Below are 19,894 nucleotides of genomic sequence, written 5' to 3'. Positions count from 1 at the left end.
AACGTGTTAAAGGAGGACCCGGGTTTTGAAAGAAATAAAAGCAATTATTTGCACGATGCTTGCGATGTTTATGCTACTTCTTACTGGATGCAGCGATGAGCAGGCAAGTCATTCAAGCACATCTTCTACCGATACAAAACAAGCAGTTCAAGTAGAAGGTTCATCAGATCAAGAAGAAGATCATAGTCCTTCTAAAGCAAATCGTGAAGATGTAGTAGGTGAGGCGGCTACGGTAGAAAGAGTAGTGGACGGTGATACGCTTAAAGTGAAAATGCTGAACGGAAAGAGAGATCGCGTGCGATTACTTCTTGTTGATACCCCAGAAACAAAGCATCCCAAACTAGGCGTACAGCCCTTTGGTCCTGAAGCATCTGCTTACACAAAAAAAAGACTAGAAGGACAGGAAATTACCCTTGAATTTGATGTGCAGGAGCGTGATCAATATGGACGCTTGCTTGCTTATGTATGGATAGACAATGAGCTGTATAATGAAGAGCTGCTAGCAAAAGGGCTAGCCCGCGTATCAGTATTTCCTCCTAATACAAAGTACGTAGATGAATTTAAGAAAATACAGGAGCAGGCTCGAAAAAACGAAAGAGGCATCTGGAGTATTGAAAACTATGCACAAGAAAAAGGATATAACACGGATGCTGTAAAAAATCAGTCCTCTTCTAAACAAAAGGATACTCAGTCTGCCAAAAGCTGTGAAGGTAAAATAAAAGGAAATCAAAACTCCAAAATTTATCACGTGCCAACAGGGGCCCACTATAACCAAACCATGAACAACGTCATTTGGTTTTGTACGGAAAAAGATGCGCGAGAAGCAGGATACACAAAAGCAAAGAACTAACAAAGAAATTCAGTAAACGCTGAGTTTCTTTTTTTATGAGGTCAGTAAATCACTAAATACCATCCAACAAAGAGCGGCCAATTCGTATAAGGAGGCGCAGTGGCCATATAAGCAGCTGCGGAACCTGGAAAAGAATTTCCGCAAAAAGTTCCCATCCACTTATTGTATTATCTTTCTGCTGACGGCGTTTTTTCATAGTTATCATCCATTCATTTGAAAATATACATTAATTATACAATGAAAGGAAGATTAGGAGTTAATTTTTTCTTTCTTTTCTTTTTCGTGTTAAAGTAGATAGGTAAGAAGGTTTGCTACAAATAACGCAAGCGAAGAGAATAAAGGGAGTTTGAAAATCGTGAAAATAAGGAAAGCAAGAAAAGAAGATGCTTCTGCTGTAACGGAATTACTTTATGACATGCTTGGCAGTATTGCACGCTCTCATACGGCGGCTACAACGAATGAAGAAGCGCTTTTAAGACTTAAAGCGTTTATTCTGTCTGAGAAAAATCGCTATAGCTATCATCATATTACAGTCGCAGAAGTCGACGAGAAGGTAGTTGGACTTATGCTTTGCTACGAAGGAAGTATGTTACAAACGCTTTATGAACCAGTTAAGCGTTTTGTACGTGCTAAACTTAATAATCCAGCGTGGGAAATTGATATAGAAACTGAACACGGAGATTATTATATTGACTCTCTATGTGTAGATGAGGCTTACCGTGGAAAAGGGATAGGAACGGCTCTTTTAAATGTAGCCAAGCAAGAAGCTAAAAAGCGTAAGATGTTTTTATCGTTAAACGTTGAATATAATAACGTAGAAGCCAAAAAATTGTATCAGCGTATAGGCTTTCAAGAGCATAAAACCATTTTTATTGATAAAAAACCATTTTTTTATATGAAGACTGCCTGAGCATCTTTACGGTAGTATTTTTTGTGATAAAATGGATATATAAGTAAAATAATAAGAACCAACAGCTCAGCACTTTTGCTGAGCTTTCCTGTAAATCGCGTAAACGTATCAAAATGGAAAGAATCCTACATCCAATGGACCATAAGCAAGCGGTCATGAAAGTATGTTTGCTGATGTGCCACATGAAAGGAGCGTGCATGAACATCAGAGATCTTCCGTTTAATATGAGTTATCGATTTAATGAACAGCTTCGAGAAGTTCCGATTAACCCACACCAAATGAAGCAGGGAATTATCTATTTAAAGAAACGAGCTCTTGAAGAAGAGGATGAGTGTGCCGCTGCTAAAACATATGGACATATTGGTGTATATGAGCGCATACTTGGAGAATTAACGAGCAGTGAAAGACATCTGCTGCTGGCCATTTATCTATATGACCGACATGCTGATGCAATAGGTGAATTTTTGAATACGATCCGACTTGGACATACATATCACTGGCAAGAACAGTGGGATAAAGCGAATGAAACGTTTCAGCTACTCATTGAACAATTAAAAGCAGATGAAGACCTTCACATATATGAAGACTTTGTCTATCAGCATTATGGAAAATGTTTACTTGATCAGCGGGTTGTTTCCAGAGCACATCACTATTTCCAACGCGCGTTAGAAATTCGATTGAAAAAAGGCGATAAAGAATTAATTGAGTCAACTAATTCCTGCATCCGTCTTTGTTTAAATAAATTAAAACATTCCTAGTATACATAAAAGATAAATGACTCATAGCCTTGGTTACACATAATGCATAAACTTTCCGTTTGACAAACGTATGTGAACATATTATAGTCATACATGGCAATTTAAGAATACGTAATATAAAAACTAAACATAAGCGTCTCTTCTCTTTTGGAGAAGGGGCTTTTTTATGTGAATTTTTATGCCGAGGAGGGTTTAATCGATGAGTAAAACAGTAAAAGATGTCATCTTTTTATTAATAGGTTCGTTTGTATTTTCACTTGCAGTTAACATGTTCGTCATTCCAATAGGGCTAGGTGAAGGCGGCGTTACGGGTATATCAATTATTTTATATTATACAACGCATCTTTCAACGGGCGTCACTAACTTTATTTTAAACGGTATCTTGCTTATCGTAGGGTATAAATTTTTAGAGAAAAAAACCATCGTCTATACGATGATTACGATTATCGCTACATCTATTTTTCTTCACGTAACTGAAGGCTGGGGTCTTCATCTTCATGAAGAGCTCATTGGCATGGTTTTTGCCGGTGTACTGCTAGGCGTTGGAATTGGGATGATTTTGCGAGTTGGTGGAACAACAGCAGGTTCAGCCATTATTGCTCGAATTCTAAATAAGTTTTTAAACTGGAAAGTCAGTCGTGCACTTTTAATTGTTGATTTACTAGTGGTATTGGCTTCTTATTTTATTATTGGAATCGAAAAGCTACTATTTACGATCGTCATGCTGTACATTACAACAAAAGTAATTGACTTCGTTATTGAAGGGTTTGATGCTAAAAAGGCCGTTACCGTTATTTCAAGCAACAAAAATGAAGTAGCGGATCAAATCAATGAACAGCTTGATCGCGGAGTAACGATTCTAAACGGTCGAGGGAACTATACAAAAGAATCAAAAGAAATCTTGTACGTGGTCATTAATAAACAAGAGCTTATTAAACTTAAAAAGCTGATTAAAAAAATTGATGATGAAGCATTTGTGATTGTACACGATGTACGAGATGTAATTGGAAAAGGTTTTCTAAGCGCATAGAGCTGTGGTTCTTGGCAATTTTTTCTGACGTTGGTGTTTTCCGAAAAAGTATGATATAAGTGTGTCTAAAGACAATTCAATATACGAAAGGAAGAACCCATATGCGTAATAAAAGGCATGTAAAACGTCTTCTTCAACGTCGAATTCGTTCTTTACGATACGTTGTCTTGATTTTATTTACGATACTGATCTTAAAGTACGTTAGTGAAATCATGTAACTTTTTTATATGAGTCTTATCGCTCATTTGGAGTGCTTTTTCTTTTGGATGAGTAAACCAATTTGTATAATGGGTTTTAAGAAGGAGGAGTTCCATGAGCATTCCCAAACCATTAGTTCAGCTTAATCAACTCTTTATCGTTATAACGGTTTTGATCGCTTTACTTGCGGCAAAGTGGCTTTTACTTTTGCCTTTTCTCGTTGGAGTAGTCACACTTGCAACAAAGCGTAATCCCGTAATTATGGCAGGGAAAAAGCTTCTTAAAAAGCCTGCTTCTTCTTATCAAATGGAAGACCGGGATCAGCAGCTTTTTAACCAATGGATTGCAACGATATGTATATGTATCGGGGTTGCTTTCATTTCATTTTTAATGGGTTATACGCTTGTCGGCTATGTATTTAGTATAATGGTGCTTCTTGCTGCTGGTGTAGCGCTGATGGGATATTGTATAGGCTGCACGATTCGTTATCGATATATGATGTGGAAATATAAAAGAAAAAAACACGCTGCATAAACAAAGCCTCCAGAAGGCTTTGTTTTTTTATGCTCATTTGTATGCGTTATCAATAAATTTAATCATCATACCGGGTGAAAACAAGTGTTAGAGCACCAATATCCTTTAAAAACCTTTGTTGACAAAGTAAGGTAAACAAATTAAACTTTTTATGATAATAATAATCGTTACGATTTAAAAGGGGGAAGTTATAGTTAGAGACCGTACATAAAAGAAAGATAGTTTTGAATAAAGGAGGGATTTATATGAGAAAAAGGATAAGTCTGCTATGCTTAACGCTTGCTGCGATAGGTATGCTAGCGGCATGTTCGAGTAACTCTGCGAGTACCGAAGAAAAGAGTGAAAAGAAATCACTTAATTTTGTATCGAATTTTCCAAGTGACACGCTCGATCCACAGTTGAATTATACAACTGTACGAGCTGGTATTGCCGAAACGTTAGTAAAAGTTAATGAGCAATTACAGATTGAACCGTGGCTTTCAAAAAAGTGGAAAACAGAAGATGATGGGACGACCTGGGTATTTGAGATTAGAGACGGGATTACGTTTCAAAATGGCAAGGATCTGAATGCTGAAGCCGTGAAACATTCGTTAGAAAGAACGATAAAAGAAAGCGAAGCAATGAAAAGTGCACTTAAAATTAAAGAAATAAAAGCCAGTGGCCAAATCTTAACCATTACAACAACAGAGCCGCTTGCCACGCTGCCTTCTGAACTTGTTCATCCAAACACGGCAATTATTGATGTAGATGCTCCAGATACAAAAAGTAAACCCGTGGGAACAGGGCCATTTAAAGTAGCTTCGTTTAAACCGGATAATGAAATGAAAGTAAAAAAATATAAAGAATATTGGGGCGGGGAACCAAAATTGGATGAAGTTGTGTTAACATTTAATGATGATGAAAATGCACGAACGTCCGCTTTGCAATCAGGTGAAGCCGATATTGTGTACCGTCCGGCTATTGAAAGCTTAAACACGTTAAAAAAAGATTCTTCTATTGTAGTAGATATACAGCCGAGCCTGAGAAATCAAATGCTTTTCTATAATTCAAGGCAAGAAGCGTTTAAAGATAAAAATGTGAGAAAAGCGTTTGATGTATTATTAAATCCAAAAGATGTTGTCGATACAGCGCTTGCAGGTCAAGGGTCCCCGGCAACTGGTCCATTTTTAAAGAGTTTAGATTTTTCGAACGATCAAAAAACGAAAACCTATGGACCAAGCGAGGCTCAAAAATATTTAGAAAAAGCCGGTTATATACTCAAGGATGGAAAAGCAATAAAAAATGGAAAACAGCTTTCCTTTAAGCTTGTTACATACCCTTATCGTCCAGAACTGCCTTTAATGTCACAAATGCTTCAGTCAGAAGCAAAAAAGATTGGTGTAAAAATAGACATTCAACAAGTGGAAAATATGGACGAGTATATGACAACAAAAAATGATTGGGGAATCGTTACATATAGTCTAGTAACCGCGCCGCGAGGAGATGCAGGATATTTCTTTAATGCTCTTTACATGGAGGGAGGAGCATTTAATGTAGGTCATTTTCATGAACCAGCATTAACTTCCATTATTAATAAACTCAATAAAACCGTTGATCAAAAACAGCGCAATAAGTTAGCAAGACAAGCCGGAGAAATAGCAGAAAAGGAAACGCTGCATTCTTCGATTGTTCATCCGAATAATTTTGTGGCCTATAGAGACAATGTGAAAAATTGGGTCACAACCAAAAGTGAATACTATGTGATAACAAAGGATTTAGATGTGAAATAGATATGAAATTAATTGGTAAAAGAATAATAGAATTACTCATTTTTTTAGTTATCCTATCGTTTCTCAGCTTTGTTTTGATGAAGCTGGCTCCAGGAGACCCAGTTAAGCAAATGCTTCGCGTAGATGACGTGGCAGTTTCTGAGGAACAAATGAATAATTTGAGAACAGAGCTAGGGTTTAATGAACCTGTATATATTCAATATGTAAAGTGGCTGAAGCGCTTTTTTCAGTTTGATTTAGGGTCTTCGTATATGACAAAAGAGCCTGTCATCGATGAATTAGCCGAGAAGTTTCCGGCTACGCTGCGCTTGACGGCTGCATCTTTGGTTGTGATGCTGTTAATAGCTGTGCCACTCGGCACGCTGTCAGCACTGTATCCGAACAAGTGGATTGATTATCTCAGCAGAAGTATTTCCTTAATTGGAGCGTCTGTTCCAAGCTTTTGGCTCGGCCTTTTGTTTATACAGCTGTTCTCTGTACGTCTTCAATGGCTTCCTTCAATGGGTACAGGCACAGCAGCCCATCTTGTGCTGCCTTCTTTAACACTTGGTTTTGCCATGTCCGCTGTGTATATGCGAATGATTAGAGCTAGTCTGCTAGAAGGACTGAAACAAGATTTTGTACGATCCGCTCGAGCAAGAGGAATAAGTGAAAGTCGAATTTTTATTTTTCACGCGTTCCGGTATAGCTTAACGCCGCTTCTTACTATTTTAGGGACGAGCTTAGGCAGCTTGCTTGGAGGAACGGTCATTATTGAAGTCCTTTTTGCTTATCCTGGAATTGGAAAATTAGTTATTGATGCGATTATGAATCGTGATTATCCTGTCATTCAAGGGTATATTTTGTGGATGGGCCTGTTTGTTGTTTTAGTTAATTCACTTGTGGATTTGAGCTACAAATATGTAAATCCCCAGCTCTATGTAAAGGGAGGGGATAAAACGTGAAAAAGCCGCAGCTTCCTTTTGTAGTGATAAGCGTGTGTGGTATTGCGCTTGTTTTATTTTGTCTGTTTGGAAGTCAGCTAACACCAATGGATCCCACACAAGTCAATATGCAAGATCGGCTTCAAAAATCCACCAGTGATCACTGGCTAGGGACTGATCATTTAGGCAGAGATCTCTTTTCACGAATCGTAGCTGGAGCTCAGACTACGATTGGAACTAGCTTTCTTGTCTTAGCTCTTTCTCTTTTAATTGGAGTCCCGGTTGGTTTAATTTCAGCGTATATTGGAGGGAAAATAGACCGATTTTTAATGAGAATTGTAGACGCTTTTTTAGCTTTTCCTGATTATATTGCAGCCATCGTCTTAAGCGGACTGTTAGGGCCTGGATTATTTAACTTAATTGCTGCGATGGTTATGGTAAAGTGGGTTGGTTATGCAAGGGCAGTGCGCAGTATTGTGCTTCAAGAAAAGTCAAAAGAATATGTGCTGGTCGCTAAATTAAACGGAGTGGGAACACTACCTTTAATCCTGCGCCACTTTCTTCCTCATGTGGGAGGACATCTTCTTGTTCTTGCTACGCTGGATATAGGGAAAATTATTTTAATGATGGCTTCATTATCCTATATTGGAATAGGGACTCAGCCGCCTACTCCGGAATGGGGAACGATGCTAAATGAAGGCAGGGCCTACTTTTACAATGCTCCGCAGTTAATGTTGATACCAGGCGTGGCCATTATTTTATTTGTGCTGGCGTTTACAGCTTTAGGTGAATATATTCGAGGGAAATAGCAAGTTAATCAGTAAAAGAGGTGATCGTCATCGTTTTAGAAGTAAAGCATCTAGCCATTCATAATAAAACAAAACAAATCGTAAAAGACGTTTCTTTTACAATCGAGCAAGGACAGTGGATGGCACTCGTTGGAGAAAGCGGAAGCGGTAAAAGTATCACTGCTGCTTCGATAGGAGGACTGCTGCCTTCAGGTGTAACGCTTAAAGGAGGATCTATTATCTTTAAGCAGAAAGGAGAGGCGCCTATCCTTGGAAAAGATATTTCGTATATTTTTCAAGATTATCGAAGCGCCTTTACTCCTTTTTTAACAATTGGAAAGCAGTTTGATGAAACGGTTCGTACACATAGTGAGCTGTCTAAAAAAGACAGGACTGCTGCCATTTTTCAGGCTCTAAAAGCTGTAAATTTACCTAATGAACGCGTGTATAAAAGCTATGCTTCTCAGCTGAGCGGAGGACAGCTTCAGCGAGCAGCGATTGCTTTAGCACTGGTGATGAAGCCTGCCTTGATTATTGCAGATGAACCAACCACGGCTTTAGATAGCGTGTCAGCAGCTGAAGTTCTTCAGCTGCTGCATAAGCTGAAAGAAGAAACAGGCTGTGCCATTTTGTTTATTACCCATGATTTGCGTCATGTGCGGAAATATGCAGACCGAGCAGCCATTATGTTAGCAGGAGAGGTCGTAGAAGAAAACAGTATCGAATCTCTGTTTCACGCTCCGCGTCACTTTTATACAAAAAAACTGTTTAACGCCATTCCTTCTTTACAGAAAACGCCTGATCGATTGTTAGATACGCAGAAAAAAGTGTTGATATAGGAGTGAGATATGAAAGAAAAAAGTATATTACGCGTCATGCAGCTGGTGAAACAGTATAAAGACGTTAAAGCGCTAAACAATGTTTCCCTGCATATCGATAAAGGGGAATGTGTAGGGATTGTTGGAGAAAGTGGAAGCGGAAAAAGTACGCTTGTAAAAAGTGTGCTAAGGTTAACAGAGATTCAGCAGGGAGAAGTATGGTTTGCCGAGCAGCCTCTTCATAGGTTAAAAGGAAAAAAGCTTCAGCAAGCTCGTTTAGGCATGCAAGTTGTATTTCAAAACCCGGCTGCTTCTTTTAATCCGAAAGTGAAAATCATCGATTCTTTGCTTGAGCCTTTGCGTCAGCAGCGCACTGTTCCTTCATTTTTATCTCACGTGAGCCACAGTGAAAAAGAAATCGCTATTTATCTGTTGGGAAAAGTTGGGATAAGCGCAGAATATGCACTGAGTTATCCTCATGAACTCAGTGGAGGACAGCTTCAGCGTGTAGCGATTGCGCGTGCCATTAGCGTAGGACCGTCTTTGGTGCTGCTGGACGAACCAACAGCGAGCCTTGATGTTACGGTACAAGCAAAGGTTTTAAACCTATTAAAAGATTTGCAGGAGTCGTTTCAGCTATCTTATTTGTTTATTTCGCATGATTTAGCAGCAGTAAACTTTATGAGCACCCGCATGATAGTAATGCAGCAAGGTGAGGTTATTGATCGATTTGACCGTACAAAGCTATTTGATAAAAACAGGCATCCTTATACAAAAAAGCTTGTGCGTTTATTTGAATAGAGAGTAAAGCTCTTCGTTTAATATACTAAATGAAGAGCTTTTTTATAAGAAAGTAAGTAAGCTCAAGGACGCGGCGGTGGAGTATGCATATGTATAAAATGATAGCCTGCTTGGCAGAGCATGATAAAACTAATGCTGAGTACCACGAGAGGAATTAGCTTGTTTTTTCCTCGTTCTTCATATAGTCCGGCTGCGCTTAAAAGGAAGCCAATAGCAGCTAAAGGAGGAGAGACGCGAAAGAATAGATCTGCAGCGGTAAACCCTTGGTTTGTATATTTATAATAAAAAAATAGACCTGTAATCAATAAAAATAGTCCAATCCAAAACAGCGTAAGTTTTCCAAAAAGGGTTTTAGGCACTGCGATTTCACTCCTTTTGTCAGTCAAGTACCATAAAATACTAGCATAAAATGTTCTAGTTTGCATTAGAGAAAAAGAACGTGAATTATACAATATGTGTAAAAAACAGGTTTGAAGTAGGAGGAGATGAAGTATTCAAAGCGCTTCATGTAAAAAAATACATATCGTTGGATCTGTTGGAAGTGGAAAAACAACTCTAGCCCGTTTATTATCCCATGCATTAAAAGTTCCTCACTACGAACTTGATAATATTATGTGGGAACGAACATATGAAGGAGATAAAAGAAGAAGTGAAGCGGATAGAAAAAAGTGTTTACATCATATTGCAGCTTCAAAAGAATGGATTATAGAAGGCGTACACTATACGTGGGTGAATGAAAGTTTTAATAGAGCTGACCTCATTATTTTTCTCGATACGCATTATTTAAAAAGAGTCTGGTTTATTCTAAGAAGGTATGTTCTGCAAAAGGCTAAAATAGAAAAAGCGAATTATGAACCCACGCTTTCTATTTTTATTAAAATGTTTCAGTGGAATTCAGACTTCGAAAAGCAAAGTAAACCTGAAATTTTGCATATCCTTCGTATGTCATATCACGATAAACTGATAGTCGTGAAAAAGAGAGAAGAGATAGAGCACTTTATATCGTAAAAAACGCCGCTCAGTGAATGAACGGCGTTTTTGTTTTTATTCTATCAGCATAGAAACATATTTTTTCTCACAAGCTTTTGCAAGGTTTTTGAGGAGCTGATTGAGAAACTCTTTGTCCATTTTAAGCCACTCTTCTTTTTGAAGCCCTTCTACGATATAGGAAGAAAACACCCATACATCGTTTTTGATTGCAGAGCGATTTGTTTCAGCAATTACGGTTAATGCCTTAATGACAGCAGACATCACGGAAACATCTTCTTTTCCATAATGGTGAATTTGATAGAAATCTCCCGTACCATGATTTAATAAGTTCGGCCTTCTTTAGCATGGAGAAAAAGGTTAGTCATACTTATCCATCTATTATTACCCGCATCTGCATGTGCAAAACTTCTCTAAGGAAAGTTTCATCATTCGTTTGTAAAGGGTAGAGACCAAAAAGGAGGGAAGAGCCATGGCATTTGATTATTCACTTGATTTTGAGCATATCGATTTCAGAAAACATCCTGAAAAATATAGAGTAGGAAAAGGTGAACAAGGAGTTCTCCTTGTTGAGCCATATAAAAGTGAAATTCTTCCTCATTGGCGTTTTCGAACACCAGAAATTGCTGAGGAATCCGCGGACGCTATCTATCAGCTTTTTTTGACCTACAAAGAAAAAAACGATTTTGTTGGAATGGACATGGCCCGGAAATTTCTCCAAATGGGATACACGCGATCCAGGCGTTATGCGAACTACAAAGGCGGAAAGAAATACAGCAAAGACGGAGAGCGTAACGAACGGAAAATTGATGAACAAAAAGCAGAATCGGCGGCTATTTTTATGAAAAAATGGAAGGAGGTACGAGAGAATAAGGAGTACTTGAAATTTAAAAAAGAGCATCAAAAAAAGTACGGATAATCAGCTGTTATCCGTACTTTTTTCCTTTGTTATTTCGATTCGTTTAATATGGTGATGTTCAATATCAATGACTTTAAATGAAAAACTTTCGTTTGTGATACTATCACCTTTAGCAAGATCAAACTTTTCGGTCAGCATCCAGCCGCCAATGGTATCAACATCTTCTTGTTCAATATTTGTTCCGAGTAAATCATTTACTTCTTCAATCAACACCTTCGCATCGAGTACGTAGTGATTTTCATTAATTTTGTGTACGTCCGGTATTTCATCATCATCAAATTCATCACGAATTTCACCAACAATTTCTTCTAAAATGTCTTCTACCGTTACAAGCCCTGTTGTTCCTCCGTACTCGTCTATTAAGATGGCCATGTGAATTCTGTCTTTTTGAATTTTAAGCAATAAGTCGTAAATGGCGATGGAATCAATGACTTGAATGATGGGTTTCATATACGTTTGCACGGTACGTGGTTTAATATCATCTTCTTTTATGTAATCTGCTAATATTTCTTTAATATTAACTAATCCCACCACTTGATCTTTGTTTCCATCTAGAACTACTGGATAGCGAGTATATTGCTCTACTCTAGCCATTTTTAAGAATTCTTCAATCGTTTCATCTGCTGATATGCTAACAATCTCTGTACGAGGCACCATGATTTCTTTAGCCGTTCGGTTGTCAAACTCAAAAATATTATTCATGAACTTAAATTCCGATTGATTAATCTCGCCGCTTTCATAGCTTTCAGATAAAATAATTCTAAGTTCTTCTTCACTATGGGCCACTTCATTTTCAGAAGCTGGCTTCAGGCCGAATAATCCAACAACGCCTCTTGCTGAATGGTTTAAAAGCCAAATAAACGGATAAAGTAACTTAGAAAAAAGAATAAGAGGGCGAGAAAATAACAGCGTCACTTGTTCAGCTTTTTGAATGGCCACTGTTTTGGGCGCAAGTTCCCCAGCTACCACATTTAAAAATGTGACAATCGAAAAAGCAAGAACAAAAGATATGACATGCGAAAGTGATGCAGCAAAAGGAAGCATGTCAATAAGCGGCTCTAATAAATGCCCTACCGTAGGTTCACCTATCCAGCCTAGGCCCAGTGCGGTAACCGTAATGCCCAGCTGTGTGGCTGAAAGGTAGCCATCTAAATTTGATACTACTTTTTTTGCTGCTAAAGCGTTCCGGTTTTCTTCTTCAATTAACTGGTCGATTCTAGTCGACCGTACCCTAATAACGGCAAATTCCGTTGCAACAAAAAAGGCTGTTAATATGATTAATACAATGAATAAAATGACATTTACTGTTTCCAAATTTATCTCCTTACTCCGTTGAAACGGATAAGGGAACACCTCCTTATAAAAATTTGCTGAGCTGATTTATATGGTAAATAAAGAATATCATGTATACTATTCCCTTAATGTCGGTAGAAATAAACTTACGGAAAAGAAAGAGCAGTTTTTAATAACCTGCAACATTTTTTTGCAGAAAAAGCGTAAACTAAACACTATAAAATGAACGAAAAGAGATAACGTGATACCTTTAAAAGGATGTAAATAGAAGTAGGAGTCGATTGTTTTTATGGAATTTTTCCTGACGATATTAGTCTTATTGGCTTTGATTGGTCTATCTAATATCATTAATCATTTTGTACCATTTATTCCTGTTCCATTAGTTCAAATAGCTTTGGGAGCAGGGCTTGCTATCTTACCATTTGGCGGAGAAGTACATTTAGAGCCTGAGTTATTTTTTATTTTATTTATTGCCCCGCTATTATTTAATGATGGGAAAAACGTGTCAAGAGCTGCTCTTTGGAAGCTTCGTACACCTATTTTATTACTAGCGCTGGGACTGGTTTTTGTAACGGTGGCAGTAGGGGGATATCTAATCAATTGGCTCATCCCTTCCATTCCGTTACCGGCGGCATTTGCACTAGCCGCTATTTTGTCCCCAACAGATGTAGTGGCTGTTGGAGCTATGGCGAGCCGAGTAAAGCTCCCTAAACGAATTATGCATTTGCTTGAAGGCGAAGGGCTGATGAATGATGCCTCTGGTCTTGTAGCGTTTCAAGTAGCAGTAGCTGCTACCGTAACGGGCGTCTTTTCGATAGTAGATGCTACATTTCAGTTCCTTTGGGTAGCGCTGGGCGGTTTGTTTGTAGGAGCAGTTATCGCTTTTTTGATTATTAGACTGCGCGTACTTGTTCGACGTTTAGGAATGGAAGATATTACGATTCATATGTTAATACAAATTCTAACTCCATTTGTTGTCTTCTACATTGCTGAACATTTTCATTTATCAGGAATCTTGGCAGTTGTAGCAGGCGGCATTGTGCATGCGATTGAGCGAGACCGAGAGGAATCACCTAACCAGCAGCTTAAAGTAGTATCAAAAAGTACTTGGACGGTTATTTTATATTTGTTAAATGGCTTGGTGTTTGTACTGCTTGGTCTGCAAATACCAAAAGTGGCGAAAGCAATTATTCAAGATCCAAACTTTAATAATGGACAAGTGCTTCTTTATATTTTGATTATTACTGTCTTTTTGTTTGTACTACGATTTATTTGGGTGATGGTGTCATGGTCAGTAGGCTGGTATTACAAAAATAACAAGCATCTAAAACCTGAGCCTCGGTCTATTGGCATTATTACGGTTTCAGGTGTACGAGGAGCTGTTACGTTAGCCGGAGCGTTTTCGATTCCATATACGCTTGATAACGGCAGTGATTTTCCGGAACGCTCTCTGATTATTTTTCTAGCAGCAGGCGTTATATTGTTAACCTTAGTTGCGGCAAGTATTCTTTTACCTGTTATTGCGAAAACAGAAAAGGCGCCGAAGAAGCCTGAGCGCAATACAAAAGAGGTTAAAGCACGCATTAAAGTGCACAAAGCTGCTATTCAGCGGTTAAAAAGAGAAATGACCGAGGAAAATCGTGGAGCAGCCCATTCGTTAATTTCAACGTATAATACAACGATTAATAATATCATCGTTAAAACTCATCCTTTAGAAGCCTCTGAAAACAAACAGTATGAAGAAGAAATTCGATTGCTGGCTCTTCAGGCCAAGGGGAAATTGGTGGAAAAGCTATTAAAAGAGGAAAAAATAGACCGTGAGACAGCGTATATTTGTTTGGAACATACGCACAAGCTTGAAATGGCTGTAACCAATCGTGTAAGGTACAAATTATTGGTGAGCTGGATGAGATTTAAAAAAGTTTTATTATTACTAGTCCGAATTTTTTCACCGAATAAGCAGGCGTTAAGAAAACAAAGCTTGCGAAGAAGAAGCAAAGTGAATAAAGTACGTATTCAAATGATTGAAGAAGCGATAAAGGTCATTAAAGAAAATATGAACGAAGAAAATCGAATGATTTCACTTGCTATTATTAGTGAATACCATAGATCCATGGCAAGACTTAGAAAAGAGAGTACGGAGTATAATTCACGCAAACGTAAAAAAGCAACGAGAGATTTATGTTATAAAGCGTTTCATACCGAGCGGGAAACGGTGCAAGAACTTTATGAAAAAGGAGAAATCACGCGTGAAATCGCTCATAATATCCGAAAAGATATCGCTTTGCGTGAAGCATTAACAATTGAAGAAAATGGTTATTAAAAAGTCGCAGAGAGTAGTCTCTGCGACTTTTTTTAGGAATGTTTTTCTAGTAAGCTTCATTCTATTACTTTTCAAAAAGATAAAGCTTTCCGTTAACAGCAATATCAAACCGAGGCCCTTTAAAGCCGCGTTTTATAAGTTCTTTACGCATAAACTTCATAATGCCTCCGTGGCTGACAATCAGTAAATCGTCTTCTGACTCGGAAATAGCGCGATCTAGCACTGCTGCTACTTTTCTCTTAGCCTCAGCCATATCTTTACGAGCTTGTTTGTTGATGAGTCCGGACAAGCGAAACAGTAATACCCATAGGATAAAAGGAAGTTTGAATTTTACTGGAATAATAGGCATAGGTATTTCTCTAAGTTCCGGAAGAAGAGTGATCTCTTGTTTATAAATATGCTTTGCTGTTTTATGTGCACGCGGCATATCGCTTGAAAAACAGCGTTTCCATTCCATATTATTCAAATCAGTCTCTCCATACGTAATATCTGATTCATCATATTCCTGAAACCAAGTTACTAGTTCATCGGTGGATAAGCGGTGATTTTCTGGAAGCCCTTTGTTTACTTTGTAATGACGTACTAATGCTACTTTCATTGTGAAATCTCCTTGAAATCTAAGCGCCAAAAACACTTATTCGGCGCAGCTTGATTTTTTTATTTAACGTTATTTTCATCATGCTGCACCTCCTTTCAAATATTTGTAAAATAATTATAAAATGGATTGAGAAAATTGTAAATACGGCATAGAAGAAGATTTTGAGATAGAATAAATGGAAAATGAAACCTTTTTATAACATAAAACGTATTACTTATAGATAATTCAAACAAATTGAAATACATATAAAAGGGTGGATTACAATGATGGATACAGAGAGAAAAGTGAACATCAGAGAAGAGTTTGGAACTTTATTTGCACAAGAGGATTTTAAGAAGCTTTATGATTGTGTAAGCGAAGAATTTAAACGTCAAGTTTCGCTTCAGCAATTTTTGGAGCAGAGCAAATTGTTTAATCAAGGAGAACAGTTCTATAGACTAGAAACAAATCTTCATTTAACTCCTCAAATTGAGCAGTTTATTTGGATGAATCATAAGCAAACAAAAGCAATCAGCGTTATGTTTGATGAACATAGCATTATTCAAGCACTTGTGCTTGCTCCTATAGAATCATTTTCAGAGAGAGATCGATGGAGTACAAACAAATATACGATGCCGATTCAAAGTGAATGGTTTGTCTATTGGGGAGGAAAGAATGAGGTATTGAACTATCACTATCCAGTCGAAAACCAAAGGTATGCGTATGATTTAGTCGTGCGAAAAAGAAAGCAAAGCTATAAAAATGATGGAATGAAAAACGAAGATTACTATGCCTATGGAAAAAAAGTTGTAGCGCCGCTTGAAGGAGTCGTTATCACAGCAGTTGATGGCCAAGAAGATAATGAAATTGGATACACGAATAAAAAAATCCTTTAGGAAATCACGTCATCATTGAGCATGAAGGAAAAGAATACAGTGTGCTTGCACATTTGAAGAAAGGGTCGGTTTCTGTGAAAAAAGGAGACGTGGTTCGTAAAGGAACGCTGCTTGGAAGGTGTGGAAATTCGGGGAATTCATCCGAGCCCCACATTCATTTTCACGTTATGGATGCCCCTGATATCGAAACTTCAAAAAGTTTGCGAATTCAGTTTCATGCGGCCGTTGAGCCGATTCGAGGAGATACGGTCATTCCATTTTTCTATTAATTAAAAAGCCACAGCGTTTGCTGTGGCTTTTTTATGAATGGTTTTCCTCAAATATAAAGTCAAGCAGCCGTTGAAACAAGTAAAGGATAATGGCTACGGTAGTCATGACAAGGAAAAGCCCAAAATGACTGATATCATACAGATTATAAAGCCCGATTTTAGCGAGAAAAGGAACAATGATATAACCATGAATCAAATCCAAAATAATGTTAACAATTATGTACAAGATAAACCCGGGATACGTAAGGTAAAAGACAAAGATCGTAATCACAATATGAAGGCAATAAATCGTTGCTCCCATGCTAGTAAGAAAAAATACGTTTTCTTGAACTGTCCACCAGTGCATTTTTTCCGCTACTTGATAGGCAATTGTCATCATTAATGCAGCAAATAACCCTACAGTAAAAAATCGTTTAACACGCTGTTTATCAAGCAGCAGCAGTAGAAACCATGGAATAACAAGAATCCCCCATAATATAATTTGATTCATTCATCGTCCCACCTTTTATTTATCAGTAGTTCTTAGTGTAAGAAAGTATTGTAAAAATATACATTTTCAAAAGAGAAAACGTTTACAATAGAGCTTCTTATCGATATACTAGTTCTTGAATACTTGTATACAAGTTGGCTAAGGAAGTGATGACACATTAAAAGAGTAACCTACCCGGAAAAATGGCTTCGTGGAGCCTCACTGGGAGAACAAGTTGTAAGCAAATTGAGAATGCAAATTATGAGCGGCGAGCTGAAGAAAGGAACCATATTATCGGAAAATCAGCTCTCGGCAGAGTTTGGAATGAGTCGATCTCCTATAAGAGAAGCGCTGCGAACTCTTTCAAACGAAGGGCTCATTGAATTGCAGCGAATGGGAGCAGTTGTTATTGGTTTAACAACGAGAGATTTACACGAGCTGTACGATGTTCGTCTGCTTTTAGAACATTTCGTCTTAGAGCGTTTATCTGAAGTCAATCATGACTCTCTCATTAAAAAGCTTGAGCAAAGCATTGATCAAATGAACATGGCAGCTAAATACGATGACTATGTAGAGTTTGCTTATCAAGATTTGCGGTTTCATGAGCTCGTGATTATCGAAGCAGATCACAAGCGGATATTAAAACTGTGGGAAAGCATCCGTGAAATTATTTTAGCTGCTCTTTTAATTACCACTGAAAAAAGATTTCGAGATGATAAAGCAGCTGTGCTCCCACTGATAAAGCAGCATCATGAAATGATTAAAGCATTAAAGTCTCAAAATACAGAACGTATTCAAGATGAAGTGAAGCGTCACTTTGAAGACACGCGAAATACGATAACAGCTTCACTTTTGAATGAGGCATAAAAAAGGGATAAAAGATTCAAAATGATTTTGGACCTTTTTATCTTTAACTTGTCGACAAGTATACGGAGGGGATGGAGAAATGAAAGCAGGTGTCTACGTTTCAGAAACAAAAGCAGTCATGCAGCAAAAAGCGAAACCGGTCATAAAAGAAGGAGAAGCGCTTGTAAAGGTATCTCATGCTGGAATTTGCGGAACAGATATGATGATTTATTTTGGAAAACACCCTAGGGCACAAGCACCGCTTATTATGGGACATGAATTCAGCGGAGTTATAGAAGAGATTCAAGGGGAAACGAAATTTTCTTTAGGGGACCGCGTAGCAGTTGAACCTACGCTCAGCTGCGAAACGTGTGAAGCTTGTGTAAAAGGACAGTTTCACGTCTGTAAAAAGTTAAAATTAATTGGAATTGATCAAGATGGAGGGTTCGCGCAGTACGTGGCTGTTCCAGTTCATCGCCTTCACCTCTTGCCAGAGAAACTGTCTAGCACCCACGCAGCTCTTGCAGAACCTGTAGCGGTTGCCGTACATACAGTGCGACGCTCGCGGTTGAAAGTAGGTGACCAAGCTGTCATTTTAGGTGCAGGACCTATTGGACTGCTCATTGGGATGATTGCAAAGCGAGCAGGAGCAAAAAAAGTAATGATTTCAGATATTAGCTCTTACCGCTTAACTAAAGCGAAAGAACTTGGCTTTATACCAATTGATGCAGCGGAAAAAGACGTCGTAAATGAAGTACGTTTGCTTACGAACGACGTTGGTGCAGACGTTGTATTTGAAGTAGCAGGAAATCAAATTACAGCAAAACAAATGGTGGAAACAAGCCGTATTCAAGGGGAGATTGTGGTGGTGAGCGTCTATAAAAACGCCCCAGCAGTGGATTTAGCAGCGATGCACTTTAAGGAAATTTCATTAACGACAACAAGATGCTATACAAGAGAAGATTTTCAGACGGCTATTGATTTATTGGCAAGCGGTGAAATAGCAGCAGATTCCTTAATTTCTCATAAGCTGCCGCTTGAAGATATTCAAGCGGGGTTTGAGTTTATGCAGCGGCCTGATGAATCACTTAAGGTTTTATTTGCACCAAACGGAGAGGAGAATGAACAATGACAGTAGATTTGTTTTCTTTAGATGGTAAAGTAGCAGCGATTACGGGAGCAACAAGAGGAATTGGAAGATCAATGGCGATTGCTTTGGCAGAAGCAGGTTCGGATATCGCTCTGCTGCAGCGATCAAAGGAATTTCTTGGAGTAAAAGAAGAAATTGAGCGTCTCGGAAGAAAATGTTTTATTGTTAATTGTGATCTAGAAAATGCTTCTGAAGTAAGCGAAGCGATCTCATCGGTTGTTGGTCACTTTGGAAAGCTTGATATTTTAGTGAACAATGCAGGCATTCAAAGACGTTCACCCGCTGTAGACTTTGCAGAAGAAAATTGGGATGCTGTTATGAATGTTAATTTAAAAACCGTATGGTTGTTATGTCAGCAGGCGGGCCGGCAAATGCTTAAACAAGGAAGCGGAAAAATCATTAATATGGCATCTTTGCTTTCTTACCAAGGAGGTATTACGGTTCCAGCTTACGCAGCAGCAAAAGGCGGAGTTGCCCAGCTTACAAAGGCGTTGTCCAATGAATGGGCAGCGAAAGGCATAAATGTTAATGGGATTGTACCAGGGTATATTGCTACCGATATGAATGAAGCCCTTATTAACGATGAAACGCGCAGCAGACAAATCATTGAACGCATTCCAGCAGGCAGATGGGGGCAAGCAGATGATTTTAAAGGGGCGGTTGTCTTTTTAGCATCTGATGCATCTGCTTATATTCATGGGCACTTACTCGCTGTAGACGGAGGATGGCTAGGAAGATAACGCATGAATGAACGAATTTTTTCATATCATGAACAAACTTAATTAA

At 38.3% G+C, this 19,894-nt stretch carries 23 protein-coding genes; 18 read left to right on the top strand and 5 right to left on the bottom strand.

Going from position 1 to position 19,894, the window contains the following annotated elements; all coding sequences use genetic code 11:
- Positions 1 to 25 precede the first annotated feature (25 nt).
- The 10 genes from Q5794_RS15020 (at position 26) to Q5794_RS14975 (ending at position 9,379) form a co-directional block, all read left to right on the top strand.
- Positions 26 to 850 carry a thermonuclease family protein gene (locus tag Q5794_RS15020; protein WP_214986740.1) on the top strand — a complete coding sequence of 275 codons (825 nt, stop codon included), beginning with the start codon at positions 26 to 28 and terminating at the stop codon, positions 848 to 850.
- Between the two features lie 355 nt (positions 851 to 1,205).
- The gene (locus Q5794_RS15015; protein WP_013057535.1) at positions 1,206 to 1,760 is read left to right on the top strand and encodes a GNAT family N-acetyltransferase; all 555 of its coding nucleotides are present in this window, start codon (positions 1,206 to 1,208) and stop codon (positions 1,758 to 1,760) included.
- Between the two features lie 197 nt (positions 1,761 to 1,957).
- The gene (locus Q5794_RS15010; RefSeq protein ID WP_192993872.1) at positions 1,958 to 2,518 is read left to right on the top strand and encodes a hypothetical protein; all 561 of its coding nucleotides are present in this window, start codon (positions 1,958 to 1,960) and stop codon (positions 2,516 to 2,518) included.
- A gap of 199 nt (positions 2,519 to 2,717) precedes the next feature.
- A complete protein-coding gene (locus tag Q5794_RS15005) occupies positions 2,718 to 3,548 on the top strand; it encodes a YitT family protein (protein WP_214986736.1) in 831 nt (276 codons plus the stop codon).
- A gap of 312 nt (positions 3,549 to 3,860) precedes the next feature.
- Positions 3,861 to 4,280, top strand: a complete 420-nt coding sequence (locus tag Q5794_RS15000) for a DUF4395 domain-containing protein (RefSeq protein ID WP_214986734.1) — start codon at positions 3,861 to 3,863, stop codon at positions 4,278 to 4,280.
- 245 nt (positions 4,281 to 4,525) lie between these two features.
- The gene (gene nikA / locus Q5794_RS14995; protein ID WP_374988115.1) at positions 4,526 to 6,049 is read left to right on the top strand and encodes a nickel ABC transporter substrate-binding protein; all 1,524 of its coding nucleotides are present in this window, start codon (positions 4,526 to 4,528) and stop codon (positions 6,047 to 6,049) included.
- Between the two features lie 2 nt (positions 6,050 to 6,051).
- Positions 6,052 to 6,993 (top strand): nickel ABC transporter permease, encoded by a 942-nt coding sequence (nikB, locus tag Q5794_RS14990; protein WP_192993865.1) that lies wholly within the window; start codon positions 6,052 to 6,054, stop codon positions 6,991 to 6,993.
- The gene (gene nikC, locus Q5794_RS14985; RefSeq protein ID WP_214986732.1) at positions 6,990 to 7,781 is read left to right on the top strand and encodes a nickel transporter permease; all 792 of its coding nucleotides are present in this window, start codon (positions 6,990 to 6,992) and stop codon (positions 7,779 to 7,781) included. The genes nikB and nikC overlap by 4 nt, the downstream gene beginning before the upstream one ends.
- Positions 7,782 to 7,801: 20 nt before the next feature.
- Positions 7,802 to 8,599, top strand: coding sequence for an ABC transporter ATP-binding protein (locus tag Q5794_RS14980; RefSeq protein WP_374988114.1), 798 nt, complete (start codon positions 7,802 to 7,804; stop codon positions 8,597 to 8,599).
- Between the two features lie 9 nt (positions 8,600 to 8,608).
- Positions 8,609 to 9,379, top strand: a complete 771-nt coding sequence (locus tag Q5794_RS14975; protein ID WP_214986728.1) for an ABC transporter ATP-binding protein — start codon at positions 8,609 to 8,611, stop codon at positions 9,377 to 9,379.
- A gap of 62 nt (positions 9,380 to 9,441) precedes the next feature.
- On the opposite strand, the gene Q5794_RS14970 is transcribed toward Q5794_RS14975, so the two are convergent.
- Positions 9,442 to 9,738, bottom strand: a complete 297-nt coding sequence (locus Q5794_RS14970; RefSeq protein ID WP_214986726.1) for a hypothetical protein — start codon at positions 9,736 to 9,738, stop codon at positions 9,442 to 9,444.
- Positions 9,739 to 9,991: 253 nt separating this feature from the next.
- Between Q5794_RS14970 and Q5794_RS14965 the strand changes: the two genes are divergently transcribed.
- Positions 9,992 to 10,387 (top strand): DNA topology modulation protein FlaR, encoded by a 396-nt coding sequence (locus Q5794_RS14965; protein ID WP_251034051.1) that lies wholly within the window; start codon positions 9,992 to 9,994, stop codon positions 10,385 to 10,387.
- 36 nt (positions 10,388 to 10,423) lie between these two features.
- Here the strand turns inward: Q5794_RS14965 and Q5794_RS14960 are convergent, their stop codons facing one another.
- On the bottom strand, positions 10,424 to 10,630 hold the full coding sequence (locus tag Q5794_RS14960; protein WP_251034050.1) for a hypothetical protein: 207 nt from the start codon (positions 10,628 to 10,630) through the stop codon (positions 10,424 to 10,426).
- Between the two features lie 208 nt (positions 10,631 to 10,838).
- Here Q5794_RS14960 and Q5794_RS14955 point away from each other — a divergent pair, with 208 nt between their 5' ends.
- Positions 10,839 to 11,285, top strand: a complete 447-nt coding sequence (locus Q5794_RS14955; protein WP_268587788.1) for a DUF4385 domain-containing protein — start codon at positions 10,839 to 10,841, stop codon at positions 11,283 to 11,285.
- Here Q5794_RS14955 and Q5794_RS14950 read toward each other — a convergent pair whose 3' ends face one another.
- Positions 11,286 to 12,599, bottom strand: coding sequence for a hemolysin family protein (locus Q5794_RS14950; RefSeq protein ID WP_214986723.1), 1,314 nt, complete (start codon positions 12,597 to 12,599; stop codon positions 11,286 to 11,288). It abuts the gene before it with no gap.
- A gap of 268 nt (positions 12,600 to 12,867) precedes the next feature.
- On the opposite strand from Q5794_RS14950, the gene Q5794_RS14945 reads away from it, so the two are divergent.
- Positions 12,868 to 14,901 carry a Na+/H+ antiporter gene (locus tag Q5794_RS14945; RefSeq protein WP_214986721.1) on the top strand — a complete coding sequence of 678 codons (2,034 nt, stop codon included), beginning with the start codon at positions 12,868 to 12,870 and terminating at the stop codon, positions 14,899 to 14,901.
- Between the two features lie 64 nt (positions 14,902 to 14,965).
- On the opposite strand, the gene Q5794_RS14940 is transcribed toward Q5794_RS14945, so the two are convergent.
- Positions 14,966 to 15,499, bottom strand: coding sequence for a histidine phosphatase family protein (locus tag Q5794_RS14940; RefSeq protein WP_214986719.1), 534 nt, complete (start codon positions 15,497 to 15,499; stop codon positions 14,966 to 14,968).
- 263 nt (positions 15,500 to 15,762) lie between these two features.
- Here Q5794_RS14940 and Q5794_RS14935 point away from each other — a divergent pair, with 263 nt between their 5' ends.
- Complete coding sequence (locus Q5794_RS14935; protein ID WP_374988113.1) at positions 15,763 to 16,374, top strand: hypothetical protein; 612 nt, start codon at positions 15,763 to 15,765, stop codon at positions 16,372 to 16,374.
- 41 nt (positions 16,375 to 16,415) lie between these two features.
- Positions 16,416 to 16,643: a M23 family metallopeptidase gene (locus Q5794_RS14930; RefSeq protein ID WP_374988112.1), complete on the top strand. Its 228-nt coding sequence runs from the start codon at positions 16,416 to 16,418 to the stop codon at positions 16,641 to 16,643.
- A gap of 31 nt (positions 16,644 to 16,674) precedes the next feature.
- On the opposite strand, the gene Q5794_RS14925 is transcribed toward Q5794_RS14930, so the two are convergent.
- Positions 16,675 to 17,133, bottom strand: a complete 459-nt coding sequence (locus tag Q5794_RS14925; protein WP_192993849.1) for a hypothetical protein — start codon at positions 17,131 to 17,133, stop codon at positions 16,675 to 16,677.
- A gap of 201 nt (positions 17,134 to 17,334) precedes the next feature.
- Between Q5794_RS14925 and Q5794_RS14920 the strand changes: the two genes are divergently transcribed.
- The 3 genes from Q5794_RS14920 (at position 17,335) to Q5794_RS14910 (ending at position 19,848) form a co-directional block, all read left to right on the top strand.
- Positions 17,335 to 17,979, top strand: coding sequence for a GntR family transcriptional regulator (locus Q5794_RS14920; protein ID WP_285229685.1), 645 nt, complete (start codon positions 17,335 to 17,337; stop codon positions 17,977 to 17,979).
- A gap of 79 nt (positions 17,980 to 18,058) precedes the next feature.
- Positions 18,059 to 19,090 (top strand): zinc-binding dehydrogenase, encoded by a 1,032-nt coding sequence (locus Q5794_RS14915; protein WP_214986715.1) that lies wholly within the window; start codon positions 18,059 to 18,061, stop codon positions 19,088 to 19,090.
- The gene (locus tag Q5794_RS14910; protein ID WP_214986713.1) at positions 19,087 to 19,848 is read left to right on the top strand and encodes a glucose 1-dehydrogenase; all 762 of its coding nucleotides are present in this window, start codon (positions 19,087 to 19,089) and stop codon (positions 19,846 to 19,848) included. The genes Q5794_RS14915 and Q5794_RS14910 overlap by 4 nt, the downstream gene beginning before the upstream one ends.
- Positions 19,849 to 19,894 lie beyond the last annotated feature (46 nt).

It is taken from the genome of Priestia megaterium, from assembly GCF_041941685.1.
Taxonomy (GTDB): domain Bacteria; phylum Bacillota; class Bacilli; order Bacillales; family Bacillaceae_H; genus Priestia; species Priestia megaterium_C.
This window is presented reverse-complemented; position numbering and strand designations above follow the sequence as displayed.

Coding starts and splice junctions, on each gene's coding strand:
- Q5794_RS15010 (WP_192993872.1), top strand. CDS start 1,958: ATGAACATCAGAGATCTTCCGTTTAATATGAGTTATCGATTTAATGAA.
- Q5794_RS15005 (WP_214986736.1), top strand. CDS start 2,718: ATGAGTAAAACAGTAAAAGATGTCATCTTTTTATTAATAGGTTCGTTT.
- Q5794_RS15000 (WP_214986734.1), top strand. CDS start 3,861: ATGAGCATTCCCAAACCATTAGTTCAGCTTAATCAACTCTTTATCGTT.
- nikA (WP_374988115.1), top strand. CDS start 4,526: ATGAGAAAAAGGATAAGTCTGCTATGCTTAACGCTTGCTGCGATAGGT.
- nikB (WP_192993865.1), top strand. CDS start 6,052: ATGAAATTAATTGGTAAAAGAATAATAGAATTACTCATTTTTTTAGTT.
- Q5794_RS14975 (WP_214986728.1), top strand. CDS start 8,609: ATGAAAGAAAAAAGTATATTACGCGTCATGCAGCTGGTGAAACAGTAT.
- Q5794_RS14965 (WP_251034051.1), top strand. CDS start 9,992: ATGTGGGAACGAACATATGAAGGAGATAAAAGAAGAAGTGAAGCGGAT.
- Q5794_RS14960 (WP_251034050.1), bottom strand. CDS start 10,630: ATGTCTGCTGTCATTAAGGCATTAACCGTAATTGCTGAAACAAATCGC.
- Q5794_RS14955 (WP_268587788.1), top strand. CDS start 10,839: ATGGCATTTGATTATTCACTTGATTTTGAGCATATCGATTTCAGAAAA.
- Q5794_RS14945 (WP_214986721.1), top strand. CDS start 12,868: ATGGAATTTTTCCTGACGATATTAGTCTTATTGGCTTTGATTGGTCTA.
- Q5794_RS14940 (WP_214986719.1), bottom strand. CDS start 15,499: ATGAAAGTAGCATTAGTACGTCATTACAAAGTAAACAAAGGGCTTCCA.
- Q5794_RS14935 (WP_374988113.1), top strand. CDS start 15,763: ATGATGGATACAGAGAGAAAAGTGAACATCAGAGAAGAGTTTGGAACT.
- Q5794_RS14925 (WP_192993849.1), bottom strand. CDS start 17,133: ATGAATCAAATTATATTATGGGGGATTCTTGTTATTCCATGGTTTCTA.
- Q5794_RS14915 (WP_214986715.1), top strand. CDS start 18,059: ATGAAAGCAGGTGTCTACGTTTCAGAAACAAAAGCAGTCATGCAGCAA.
- Q5794_RS14910 (WP_214986713.1), top strand. CDS start 19,087: ATGACAGTAGATTTGTTTTCTTTAGATGGTAAAGTAGCAGCGATTACG.